The sequence below is a fragment of the Streptomyces sp. NBC_01216 genome (genome assembly GCF_035994945.1).
Classification (GTDB): Bacteria; Actinomycetota; Actinomycetes; order Streptomycetales; family Streptomycetaceae; genus Streptomyces.
Window position 1 is genome coordinate 3,822,269 of the sequence record NZ_CP108677.1, and the last position, 11,430, is coordinate 3,833,698.

General features: G+C 71.8%; 13 protein-coding genes. 9 read left to right on the plus strand and 4 right to left on the minus strand.

Translation table 11 applies throughout. The features are described 5' to 3' along the window. Nucleotides 1-209 precede the first annotated feature (209 nt). Nucleotides 210-1,151, plus strand: a complete 942-nt coding sequence (locus OG393_RS16860; protein WP_327375476.1) for an NADP-dependent oxidoreductase — start codon at nucleotides 210-212, stop codon at nucleotides 1,149-1,151. Between the two features lie 67 nt (nucleotides 1,152-1,218). Here the strand turns inward: OG393_RS16860 and OG393_RS16865 are convergent, their stop codons facing one another. Further along, nucleotides 1,219-2,103: a haloalkane dehalogenase gene (locus tag OG393_RS16865; RefSeq protein ID WP_327375477.1), complete on the minus strand. Its 885-nt coding sequence runs from the start codon at nucleotides 2,101-2,103 to the stop codon at nucleotides 1,219-1,221. A 95-nt stretch (nucleotides 2,104-2,198) separates the two neighbouring features. On the opposite strand from OG393_RS16865, the gene OG393_RS16870 reads away from it, so the two are divergent. Both OG393_RS16870 and OG393_RS16875 read left to right on the plus strand, forming a co-directional pair. Further along, nucleotides 2,199-2,807: a MarR family winged helix-turn-helix transcriptional regulator gene (locus OG393_RS16870; protein ID WP_442817320.1), complete on the plus strand. Its 609-nt coding sequence runs from the start codon at nucleotides 2,199-2,201 to the stop codon at nucleotides 2,805-2,807. A 171-nt stretch (nucleotides 2,808-2,978) separates the two neighbouring features. Next, the gene (locus OG393_RS16875; protein WP_327375478.1) at nucleotides 2,979-3,869 is read left to right on the plus strand and encodes a glycoside hydrolase family 19 protein; all 891 of its coding nucleotides are present in this window, start codon (nucleotides 2,979-2,981) and stop codon (nucleotides 3,867-3,869) included. 237 nt (nucleotides 3,870-4,106) lie between these two features. Here OG393_RS16875 and OG393_RS16880 read toward each other — a convergent pair whose 3' ends face one another. Both OG393_RS16880 and OG393_RS16885 read right to left on the minus strand, forming a co-directional pair. Then, nucleotides 4,107-4,652, minus strand: coding sequence for a MarR family winged helix-turn-helix transcriptional regulator (locus OG393_RS16880; RefSeq protein WP_327375479.1), 546 nt, complete (start codon nucleotides 4,650-4,652; stop codon nucleotides 4,107-4,109). Further along, a complete protein-coding gene (locus OG393_RS16885) occupies nucleotides 4,649-5,296 on the minus strand; it encodes a DJ-1/PfpI family protein (protein ID WP_327375480.1) in 648 nt (215 codons plus the stop codon). The genes OG393_RS16880 and OG393_RS16885 overlap by 4 nt, the downstream gene beginning before the upstream one ends. A 193-nt stretch (nucleotides 5,297-5,489) precedes the next feature. Between OG393_RS16885 and OG393_RS16890 the strand changes: the two genes are divergently transcribed. The 3 genes from OG393_RS16890 to OG393_RS16900 all read left to right on the plus strand — a co-directional run bounded on the left by OG393_RS16890 (nucleotide 5,490) and on the right by OG393_RS16900 (nucleotide 8,608). Next, nucleotides 5,490-6,851 (plus strand): aspartate aminotransferase family protein, encoded by a 1,362-nt coding sequence (locus OG393_RS16890; RefSeq protein WP_327375481.1) that lies wholly within the window; start codon nucleotides 5,490-5,492, stop codon nucleotides 6,849-6,851. A 168-nt stretch (nucleotides 6,852-7,019) separates the two neighbouring features. Next, a complete protein-coding gene (locus OG393_RS16895; RefSeq protein WP_327378456.1) occupies nucleotides 7,020-7,715 on the plus strand; it encodes a GntR family transcriptional regulator in 696 nt (231 codons plus the stop codon). Between the two features lie 242 nt (nucleotides 7,716-7,957). After that, complete coding sequence (locus OG393_RS16900; protein ID WP_327378457.1) at nucleotides 7,958-8,608, plus strand: hypothetical protein; 651 nt, start codon at nucleotides 7,958-7,960, stop codon at nucleotides 8,606-8,608. Between the two features lie 51 nt (nucleotides 8,609-8,659). Here the strand turns inward: OG393_RS16900 and OG393_RS16905 are convergent, their stop codons facing one another. Further along, a complete protein-coding gene (locus OG393_RS16905) occupies nucleotides 8,660-9,367 on the minus strand; it encodes an SLATT domain-containing protein (protein WP_327378458.1) in 708 nt (235 codons plus the stop codon). 269 nt (nucleotides 9,368-9,636) lie between these two features. Here OG393_RS16905 and OG393_RS16910 point away from each other — a divergent pair, with 269 nt between their 5' ends. The 3 genes from OG393_RS16910 to OG393_RS16920 all read left to right on the plus strand — a co-directional run bounded on the left by OG393_RS16910 (nucleotide 9,637) and on the right by OG393_RS16920 (nucleotide 11,377). Then, on the plus strand, nucleotides 9,637-9,972 hold the full coding sequence (locus OG393_RS16910; RefSeq protein WP_327378459.1) for a YbaB/EbfC family nucleoid-associated protein: 336 nt from the start codon (nucleotides 9,637-9,639) through the stop codon (nucleotides 9,970-9,972). Nucleotides 9,973-10,056: 84 nt separating this feature from the next. Further along, complete coding sequence (recR, locus tag OG393_RS16915; RefSeq protein WP_327375482.1) at nucleotides 10,057-10,656, plus strand: recombination mediator RecR; 600 nt, start codon at nucleotides 10,057-10,059, stop codon at nucleotides 10,654-10,656. A 58-nt stretch (nucleotides 10,657-10,714) separates the two neighbouring features. Continuing rightward, nucleotides 10,715-11,377 (plus strand): DUF5063 domain-containing protein, encoded by a 663-nt coding sequence (locus OG393_RS16920; protein WP_327375483.1) that lies wholly within the window; start codon nucleotides 10,715-10,717, stop codon nucleotides 11,375-11,377. Nucleotides 11,378-11,430: the final 53 nt, after the last annotated feature.

Genomic DNA, 11,430 nt, shown 5'->3' on the forward strand with positions numbered 1-11,430 from the left:
ACCGAGGAGCGCACTGGCCACGGCGATGACGTGCTCGGCGGTTATCCACTCCTTGACGGTGACGCTCGGGACGGCTGTGCGAAAGGGAGGCCGGTGTCGTGGGGTCGCCACCTGGATTTCCTTGTTCGTTCAGGTGGCCGGACAGAGGTTGCCGGGGTTGTTTGACCATGGGTGTAATGGCGACGCGGGGGGCCGTAGGAAGGAACCGCATGCGTGTCGTCGAAGTGACCGCCTACGGCGGCCCCGAGGTCCTGAGACTGAGCCGCCGGCCCGAGCCCGAGGCCGGTGAGGTACCGGGACGAGTCAGGGTACGGCTGAAGGCAGCGGCCGTGAACCAGTCCGACCTGAGGATCCGCTCGGGACAGGCCGCCGGCCGCCTCGGCGACCTCACGCCGCCCTTCGTGGTCGGTTCCGACTTCGCGGGCAGGCTCCTGGACCCTGCGCCGGGGCTGGAGGCGGGAACGCGGGTCGCCGGATTCGTGCCGTGGTTCGAGGAGGGCACGGGGCAAGGGACCTACGCGGAGGTCGTCCAGGTCGACCCGGCGTGGCTGGCCCCGGTACCGGACGACGTGGACTTCACCACGGCGGCCTCCGTGCCGCTGTCCGCGCTGACCGCTCAGCAGGCCGTCGACAAGCTCCGGCTGCCCGCGGGGTCGGTCGTGCTCGTGACGGGGGCGAGCGGCGTGGTCGGCCGGTTCGCCGTCCAGCACGCGGTGGCCGCCGGATACCGCGTGGTCGCCGTCGCCAACGACGGTGACGAACACGAGGTGGGGGTGCTCGGCGCCGAACGCACCGTGCGGCGCGGCGCACCGGAGGACGTGATCACCGGGGTCCTCGGCTACGCCCCGCACCAGGTGGACGGCGTCTTCGACGCGGCGCTGATCGGCGATCCGCTGCTGCCGGTCCTCAAGGACGGCGGTGTGTTCGTCTCGGCCACGCAGGAGCGGATGCCGGTCGCCGAACGCGGCATCTCCGTGCTCGCGGTGCACGGGACCCCCGACGGGGCGCGGCTGAAGGAGATCCTGGAGAAGGTGGCGAAGCGGGAGCTGATCACCCGGGTGGCCGATGTGATGCCCCTGGAGGGTGCCGCCGAGGCACACCGACGTGTGGAGGCGGGGCACCGCCCCGGCCGTCTGGTCCTGTTGATCTGAGCCGGCTCCGGGCTGGTCCGGTACGGGTAGCCCGTCGCGTCGGTCGCCGCGGTCGAGCCGGTCGCGGTCACCGGGCGCGTCCCAGGGAGTGGCGGTCCGCCCAGGCGGTGATCGCGGCCGCGATCACCTCCGGCCGGTCCTCGGGTGCCTGATGGGCCGCGGGCCCGCAGTGGCGCGTCTCCAGGGCGGATATGTTCTCCGCGCACCAGGCCGCCATGGCCGGGTCGATCATCAGGGTCGGCGAACCGTCGAAGGTCAGCAGCAGCTTGGGTACTTCCGGGCTGGCGGCCAGCCAGTCGCCGTACTTCCCGATACGGGCGACGACCCCGGCCGGCTCGCCGTCCAGCGGCATGGCGCGCGGCCACTCCAGCATCGGCCGGCGGGACGCGGGCGTCGGATACGGCGCCCGGTAGACACGGAGGTCTTCCTCGGCCGGTCCGGACAGGACGGTCTGCCGGAACGAGTCCTCGATGAAGAGGTTCCGCTCCAGGACGAGCTCCTCCCCCACCCCGGGAGTCCGGAACGCCCGGAAGCGGTCCCGCGCCTTCTCCGGAAACTCGGCCCAGGACATCGCTCGCAGGATCGTCTCCATGAACGCCACCCCCCGCACCCGTCCCGGATGCCGGGCGGCCCAGTCGAAGGCGAGCGACCCGCCCCAGTCGATCCCGACGAGTACGACCTCCCGAAGGTTCATCGCCTGGATCCAGGCGTCGAGGTATCGCGCCTGGTCGGCGTAGTCGTAGGAGATGTCGGGCTTCCCGGAGCGTCCCATCCCGATCAGGTCGGGAGCGAGGAGGCGCCGTCCGCCGCCGATCGCCGGCAGGACATTGCGCCAGAGGTGCGAGGAGGTGGGGTTGCCGTGCAGGAAGACGAGCGGAGTGTTGCCGTCCGTCGCTGCGGGCCCCCTCTCCTCGTAGTACATCGACGAGTCGAGGACGTCGATCGTGGGCATGGCGTTCACTCCTCTAACGTTCGTTGAGCTAACGTTTATGACGCTAACGAAGTTACATCGTTCGGACCACTAACGCAACGGGTAATCTGCGCGGCATGAGCACAGAACGTGGAGGCGACCCCGGGGGAGCGGCTTCGGCCCGGCGGGGCGAGGTGTCCGACAGGGGCGAGGTGCCCGACGGCGCCGGCTGGGCCGAGTCGTCGGGCGCGTCGGGCATGGCGCCGATGGCGGCGACGCCCGGGGCCACCGATGCAAGCCAGGGCGCCGAGCCGGATGAACGGCTGACTCCGGCCCGGCTGCGTGGCATGCCCAGCCGCCTGCTCGCGCTGACCGCCGCGCGGGCGGATCGCCTGGTCAGCGCGAGTCTCGCCGAGGAGGATGCCCGGAAATGGCACTACACCGTGCTCGTCTCGCTCGACGAGTTCGGCCCGACCAGCCAGGCCGGGCTGAGTCGCCGGACCGGCATCTACCGCAGCGACCTCGTCGCCGTCATCAACGAACTCGCCGAGCGCGGGCTTGTCGAGCGCGCCCCCGACCCCGGTGACCGCCGCCGCAACGTCATCACGCTGACCGCCCGCGGCCATGCGCGGCTCCGGCGTCTCGACGCGGTGCTCGAAGCCGCCCAGGAGGAGTTGATGGAGCCGCTCTCCGTGGCGGAGCGGGCCTTGCTGACCGGTCTGCTGGAGCGCGTACTGAGGCACTGACCATCCGCCCGCGGGCCCCGTCCGCTCCGTCTGCCTCGTGGGCCCGGTGTTCGCGCGCCCTCGCGTATCCGGTCCGCGAACGGCCTCGCGGCTGAGGGATTTCGGTCCAGACCTTGACAGGTCCAGACCAAGGCGGCTTCGCTTGCCTTCCCCCCACGGAAGGACGCGCGCATGCTGCGACGCCTGCTCATCCTCCTGTCCGCACTCTGCACGGCCGTCGGACTGGCCGTCATCGTCCCCGCGACCGCCGGAGCGGCGCCCGCGTGCGTGGCCGCCTGGAACTCCTCCAGCGTCTACACGGGCGGCATGACCGCCTCGTACGACGGCCGCAACTGGTACGCGAAGTGGTGGACCCAGAACGAACGCCCCGGCACCACCGACGTCTGGCGAGACGAGGGCACCTGCGGGGGCGGTGGGGGTTCGGACCCCGATCCGGACCCCTCCGGTTTCGTCGTCAGCGAGGCCCAGTTCAACCGGATGTTCCCGGGCCGGAACTCCTTCTACACATACAGCGGCCTGACCGCCGCTCTCGGCGCCTACCCCGGGTTCGCGAAGACCGGCAGCGACACCGTCAAGAAGCAGGAGGCCGCCGCCTTCCTCGCCAACGTCAGTCACGAGACCGGCGGTCTGGTGTACATCGTCGAACAGAACACCGCCAACTACCCGCACTACTGCGACACGAGCCGGCCCTACGGCTGCCCCGCCGGCCAGGCCGCCTACTACGGCCGGGGCCCCATCCAGCTCTCCTGGAACTTCAACTACAAGGCGGCGGGCGACGCCCTCGGCATCGATCTGCTCAACAACCCGTACCGCGTCGAGCGCGAGCCCGCCGTCGCCTGGAAGACCGGCCTCTGGTACTGGAACACCCAGAGCGGCCCCGGGACGATGACCGGCCACAACGCCATGGTCAACGGTGCCGGCTTCGGCCAGACGATCCGCTCCATCAACGGATCGCTGGAGTGCGACGGCCGGAATCCCGCTCAGGTGCAGAGCCGGGTGACCAAGTACCAGCAGTTCACCCGGATCCTGGGTGTGCCGACCGGAGCGAACCTGTACTGCTGAGGGCGGCTCTGACGGCCGTGCTCCGAGGGGCCCACCCGACGCGGCACCGGCGGCGGCACGCGCGGACGCCCGGCCGGGGCCCGGATCATGAGGACACGTCGGCGCGTCCACGACGGTACCGGCCCGTCGCCACGGGGCCGGGCGGCGCGTGCGCCCGGCGCCCCACCCGGGTGTTCCGCCTCGCCCGGGACGGTCCGGTCCGCACCCGCCGGCCGGCCGGCGAGAGCCGACGACACGTCAGGAGTCCGAGGTGTCCCCCGCTGGAGCCGCCCGGTCGTCCGTGGCGCCCGTACGGAAGGCGTCCGCGCCGTCCGCCGTCGCGTCGTCCGCCGTATCCCCCGCGTCGATCGCGTCGAGAGCCCGGGAGAGCCGTTCCAGCGCGCGTACCGTCTCGTCGAACGCCTCCTGGCCGCCGAGCGTGTGCGTCAGTCGCCTCGCCAGCTCCGCGTGTCCCGGATCGATCCGGCGGATCGCCGCACGCCCCTCCGGTGTCGGTGCCAGCAGTTTGGCGCGCCGATGCGCGGGGTTCGGTGCGTAGACGGCGAGTTCCCTGGCCACCAGAAGGTCCGCGACGCGCTGCACGCTCTGACGGGTGATCCCCATGGCGCGGGCGATCCCCGCGACGGACAGCGGCTCGGGGAGGACGGCTCCGAGCACCTGCCACCAGGCCGCGGTCAGTCCCGCGGGCTCGGCGAGTCTCTCCGAGACCGCGAGGAGACGGCCGTTGAGGTGGAACACGGCGAGGGCGGTGCGGGACAGCGCGTCCTGCTGGTCGCGGCTCACGACGCCGCGGCCGGCCCGGCCCCGGCGGCCTCTCCGTCCGATGCCTGGAGCTTCTCGTACGCCGCCGGGTCGGAGTCGTGGAAGAGGCGGTACCAGGCGTCGAGCCGCTCGCCCTCGAAGGCGCCCATCCGCCCCAGGACCTCCCGGGCGAACGCGACGGGTTCGGTCGGTCCCGCCGTGATCAGGTCGCCGCCGCCGGTGCCCCGGTCCGTGACCGCGTCCGTGTCGACGTAGCGGGCGCCGCCCTGGTAGCCGGTGGCGGCGAGGTAGAAGGAGACGGCGCTCGTGTGGGCTCGGTCGTCGAGGAGTCCCGCACGGGCCAGTCCGGCGGTGGCGCCGCAGATGGCGGCGACGGGCTTGCCCGCGTCGAGGAAGCGACGCGCCGCGTCCGCGAACGGGGCCAGGTCGTCGCTCGTGTCCCAGAGATCGGCGCCCGGCAGGATCAGGAGCTCGCTGTCGGCCGGGTCCAGCCGGTCGAGGGCCAGGTCCGGCGTGACGCGCAGACCGCCGAGGCTGGTGATGGGCGCGGAGCTCGGGCCGACCGTGCGGACCCGGTGGCCGGTGCGGGCGAGCCAGGCGGTGGTGTGTCCGGTCTCCCAGTCGGCGAGTGTGTCGTAGACGGCGAGGTGAACGGTGCGGGGCATTGCGGGCCTCCTGCGGAATCGTCGACGAGATGCTGCTGACAGCAGGCTGTCAGAACGACAGCTTGCTGTCAATATGTCGAAGGGTGGACGGTGTCCCGTGACGACCGGGTGGGGCAAGGTGTCGGGTCGTCCCCGGTCTCGGTGGACAAGATGGTCATGGCTCGCCCCACCTGCGGTTACCTACGCTCGACCCATGACCCCTCATGTCGCTCCCGATCCCGAGGCCGGTGCGGCCGTGAAGGCCGCCGACCGCGCGCACGTGTTCCACTCCTGGTCCGCCCAGGGCCTGATCGACCCGCTCGCCGTCGCAGGCGCGGAGGGCTCGTACTTCTGGGACTACGACGGAAACCGCTATCTGGACTTCACCAGCGGCCTCGTCTACACCAACATCGGCTACCAGCACCCCCGTGTGGTCGCCGCCATCCAGGAGCAGGCCGCGAAGCTGACCACCTTCGCGCCGGCCTTCGCCATCGACGTGCGTTCCGAGGCCGCCCGCCTCATCGCCGAGCGCACCCCGGGCGACCTGGACAAGATCTTCTTCACCAACGGCGGTGCCGAGGCCGTCGAGAACGCCGTCCGGATGGCCCGTCTGCACACGGGCCGCCACAAGGTGCTCTCCGCCTTCCGGTCGTACCACGGCGCCACCTCCACCGCGATCAACCTCACCGGCGACCCGCGCCGCTGGGCCTCCGACACCGGCTCGGCCGGCGTCGTGCGCTTCTGGGCGCCCTTCCTCTACCGCTCGCCGTTCTACGCGACGACCGAGGAGCAGGAGTGCGAGCGCGCGCTCGCCCACCTCGAGGACACCATCGCCTTCGAGGGGCCGGGGACCATCGCCGCGATCATCCTGGAGACCGTCCCCGGGACCGCCGGGATCATGACGCCGCCGCCCGGCTACCTCGCCGGGGTGCGCGCGATCTGCGACACGTACGGCATCGTCTTCGTCCTCGACGAGGTCATGGCCGGGTTCGGCCGGACCGGCACGTGGTTCGCCGCGGAGCACTTCGACGTCGTGCCCGACCTGATGACCTTCGCCAAGGGCGTCAACTCCGGCTACGTGCCCCTCGGCGGCGTCGCCATCAGCGCCGAGATCGCCGCGACCTTCGACAAGCGCCCGTACCCCGGCGGACTGACCTACTCCGGTCACCCGCTGGCCTGCGCCGCCGCCGTCGCCACGATCCGGGTGATGGAGGACGAGAAGGTCGTCGAACACGCCGCCCACATCGGTGAGACCGTCCTCGGCCCCGGACTGCGGGAGCTGGCCGAGCGCCACCCGTCGGTGGGCGAGGTGCGCGGCATGGGCGCTTTCTGGGCCCTCGACCTCGTCAGGAGCAAGGAGACGCGAGAGCCGCTCGTCCCCTACAACGCGACCGGCGAGGCCAACGCCCCCATGGCGGCCTTCGGCGCGGCGGCCAAGAAGCACGGCCTGTGGCCGTTCGTCAACATGAACCGCACCCACGCCGTGCCCCCCTGCAACGTCTCCGAGGCGGAGGCGAAGGAGGGCCTCGCCGCCCTCGACGCGGCACTGAGCGCGGCCGACGAGCACACCGTCTAGCCGGCCGGGGCCGGGCCCGAGCCGACCCGGGTCCGGAGTCGGCTCAGGTCACCGTCCGGCTCCGGCACCGGGCGGTGACCGGTGTACGAACGGCCCGCGCGGGTCCTCGGGGGTCTGCCTCCGCCTGGACTAGGGTGTCCGACAGCCGGACGGAGGGGGGCGAACATGATGCCCATGAGCGGAGCGGTCACCCGCAGTACGCTTCGGCAGCAGATCGCGGACGCGCTCCGTGACGAGGTGCTCGCAGGGCGTCTCCAGCCGGGCCGGGAATTCACCGTCAAACAGATCGCCGAGCAGTACGGGGTCTCCGCGACACCCGTGCGCGAGGCGCTCGTCGACCTCTCGGCGCAGGGGCTTCTCGACTCCGACCAGCACCGCGGCTTCCGCGTGCACCAGTTCTCGGTGGACGACTACCGGGGGATGGTCGAGGCCCGGATGCTCGTCGTGGACGGCCTCTTCCGCCGCTACCCGTCCGCGCCCGCGCCCGCCACTCCCGACGTGGGCCGCGGGGTCGCCCTCGTCTCCGTCCGACGCCGCGGCGAGGCGGCGGTACGTGCCGCCCGGGCCGGCGACCTCGACGTCCTGATCGGCTACGACATCCGCTACTGGCGCGAGTTGGGACGCCTGGTGTCCGCCAACGACTACCTCGCGGACTTCCTGCACCGGCTGCGGGTCCAGGCGTGGGTCTTCTCCGTCCCCTACCTGCGCTCCGACCGCGAGGTGCTCGGCGGGCTGTGGAGCGGGCACCTGGAACTGGTGGACGCGGTCACGCTCGGTGACGCGGAGGAGGCGATCGCCGTCGTCCGCGCGTACAACGCGCGCTCGCTGGAGTGGGCGGACCGACTGGAGGGGCTCGCCCCGTGACACGCGGGCGTCCCGGGGACGGCGGATCGCCCCGGACCCGGAGCCTCGCACGACAGACGGAACAGCCGCCTCCGTGACGACCGGAACAGGCGTCCTCGTCGCCCACGGCCCGCGAGCCGCGCCGCCCGGCACGGCTCGCGGGTTGACCGGGCGCGCCGACGGGCAGGCACCCTCCGGGTGTGCGTCAGGTATCCCGCGCACTACCCTGGCCGTCCCTGCAACTGACGGAGAGCGAGCCTCCCTTGGCCTGTGACCTGTGGCTGGTCCCCCTTGTCGACGTGCTGTGCCACAGCCCCGACAATCCCTTCGCCGAAGAGATCGCCGCCTACGACAAGGCCCTGACCGCGGCCGGTCTGCCCACCGTCCCCGTGTTCGCCTACATGCCGGGGCTGTCCGGCGACGTCGCGCCCGTCGCCGGGTTCGACTACGACGCCCTGCACTTCCTGCGGCGCGCCTATCTGCTCCAGCTGTGCGGCCTCCCCGTCGAACCCGTCGACGAGTTGGGCGGGGACTACGAGCAGCTGCTGGAGATGTTCGAGGCGACCGCGCAGCAGTCCCACCTCGTCTGGCACTACGACCACGCCGGCGCGTACGTCCCCGTGGACTTCCCGGCTCCGCTTTCCAACGACGAGCTGCTGGAGGGTGGCGGCCCGCTCGGTTCCTCGCACGGGCTGCTGCGGGAGCTGGACATCGTCGCGCCCGCGATCGGCATCGACCCGGCCAACCCGCCCGCCCCGCCGTTGCCGCCGGAGCGGCCGACCTCGCTGGAGGAGCCCGCGGGGACGGTTCCCCGCGACGACAGTCCGTTCGCGCGCGAGCGCCACGTATGGCTGGGCCTGCACGCGGCGGCCACCCGGAGCCTCGGACAGGGCTCGATGATCATCCTCAGCTGACCGAGGGGCGGTACTCCTCGCCGGAGTGCGGCACCTGTCGTTCCGCCCGCGTCAGCGCGGCTCCGGGGGCCGCTGCCTGGGCATGTTCGGGCGGGTGCCCGGAGGGAGCGGGAAACGGGGAGCCGCCGGGCCCGCCTCCGGCCGGGGGAGGGCCGGTCCGGCCGACTGGAGGGCGAGCGGCGTCGGGCCGGAACGGAACTCGACCATCCAGTCCGCCGTCTCCGCCCGCACCAGTTCCGTCACGTCCTCGGAGAACCGCCGCAGCACGCCCAGGCACCGCTCGGCGGCCTCGCTCGCGGTGCCCTCCGTGGGGCCGAGCACCTCGCGCACGCTCTCCGCGGCCCAGTCGAACTGGAGGGTCTGCAGCCGGCGCTGTACGGCCTGCGCCGTGGCCACGTTCCTTATCCACCCGGACGTCAGGCCGAAGTACCGGTCACAGCCCAGACAGGCCGCGCCCAGCAGCAGGGAGAGGTATCCCCAGCCGGCGGCACCGTCCGCTACCCCCGTCAGGTCGAGCAGCGGCAGCGCGGCCCCCACGATGACGCCCAGCGCCGTTCCGATCCGCAGGGCCCTGGCACAGCGGCGCTTCCAGAGACGGTCCGAGAGGTACCACTCGGCCGTCCGCAGTGCCTGGGTCTCGACCCAGCGGTACAGCTCGTCCAGCCGTTCCGCGGGTTCGCCCCAGTCGCCGAGCGGGAACGGCGTTCCGGTCAGATCACGGGGGGCCGGCCCCTCGGGCTGCCCCGGTGGCGGCTGCATCTCCGGCTGCTGGCTCACCGGGGCACTCCTCTGTTCAGCTCAGCGCTCGAGTCCTGCTGTGACGTGCGGTGCACGTGGTGCCTGCCCTTCCTACCGCCGAATGGTGGGCTATGGGCCCGGAATCCCGGGATTTCCGCCCGCAAGAGGGTGTTGATCAGCTAGAGGAGCCCGCAGTTTCTCACTCGAAAGAGTTGGGCGGCAGCCCGGGCGGGGACCACGTAGGCTCGGCGTACCGAACAGTCGTCAGTGAATGCCAGGAGTGAGTGATCGTGATTCCCGGTGGTGGCCAGCCCGACATGCAGCAGCTCCTCCAGCAGGCCCAGCAGATGCAGCAGGATCTCGCCCGTGCCCAGGAGGAGCTCGCCGCGACCGAGGTCGACGGACAGGCCGGCGGTGGCCTGGTGACGGCGACGGTCACCGGCTCCGGCGAGCTGCGCGCGCTGGTGATCGACCCCAAGGCCGTGGACCCGGAGGACACCGAGACGCTCGCCGACCTGGTCGTCGCGGCGGTCAAGGCCGCCAACGACAACGCTCAGCGGCTCCAGCAGGCCAAGCTGGGCCCGCTGACGCAGGGCCTGGGCGGCATGCCCGGCCTGGGATTCTGAGGCCCGGCTTCCCGGCGCCGGGCTTCTAAGCCGGCGCTCCGGCTACTACCGTAAGAATCAAGCAGACCCGAGAAGGGCGTTCCGTTGTACGAAGGCGTGGTTCAGGACCTCATCGACGAACTGGGCAGGCTGCCCGGAGTCGGTCCCAAGAGCGCCCAGCGGATCGCCTTCCACATCCTCCAGGCCGAGCCCACCGACGTACGCCGTCTCGCGCACGCGCTCCTCGAGGTCAAGGAGAAGGTCAGGTTCTGCGCGGTCTGCGGCAACGTGGCACAGCAGGAGCAGTGCAACATCTGCCGCGACCCGCGCCGCGACCAGTCGGTCATCTGCGTGGTCGAGGAGCCCAAGGACGTCGTGGCGATCGAGCGGACCCGTGAGTTCCGCGGGCGCTACCACGTGCTCGGCGGCGCGATCAGCCCGATCGAGGGGGTCGGCCCGGACGATCTGCGCATCCGCGAACTGCTGGCGCGGCTCGCGGACGGTGCGGTCACCGAGCTGATCCTGGCGACCGATCCGAACCTGGAGGGCGAGGCCACCGCGACCTATCTGGCGCGGATGATCAAGCCCATGGGGCTGAAGGTCACCCGGCTCGCGAGCGGTCTGCCGGTGGGCGGCGATCTCGAATACGCCGACGAGGTGACGCTGGGGCGTGCCTTCGAGGGGCGGCGCCTGCTAGATGTATGACCGACAGGGCCGACACGGCTCGTGCGCTCACCCGTGAGCCCCTAGGGAGGCACCCCTGATGTCCGACGCCACGCTGCACGCGCTCACGCAGAACCCGGACGACTTCGCGGTCCAGATCGCGGACTCGATCGAGTCCTTCATCGTGGCCACCACGGAAGTGGCGAAGGGCGACGAGCCCGACAGCGCGGTGCCCTTCCTGTTGCTGGAGATCTCGCAGCTGCTGCTCGCGGGCGGGCGGCTGGGCGCGCACGAGGACATCCTCCCGGACGAGCGCTACGAACCGGACACCGGCCCGGACGTCGACGTCGACGACCTGCGCGAGCGCTTCGCCCGGCTGCTGGACCCGGTGGACGTGTTCTCCGAGGTCTTCGACCCCTACGAGCCCCGCAAGGCGCCGGTGCCCTGCCGGATCTCCGACAACCTCGCCGACATCGTCATGGACCTGCGGCACGGACTGGCCCACTACCGGGCGGGCCGGACGGCCGAGGCGCTGTGGTGGTGGCAGTTCTCGTACTTCTCCAACTGGGGCCCGACGGCCTCCGGCACCCTGCGGGCACTCCAGTCACTGGTCTCGCACGTCCGCCTGGACCAGCCGCTGGCCGCTCTGGACGGCCTGGACACGGACGAGGACCTGGCGGAGGACGACCTGGCCGAGGAGGCCGGGCGGGTCATGGTGGAGGAGATCGCCGGACCGCTGGGCCTGGGGTCGCGCCGCACGTGACGGGGTGTCCCGGGGCCGTCGCACGGGGCTCCCGAGGAGATCACTATGACCAT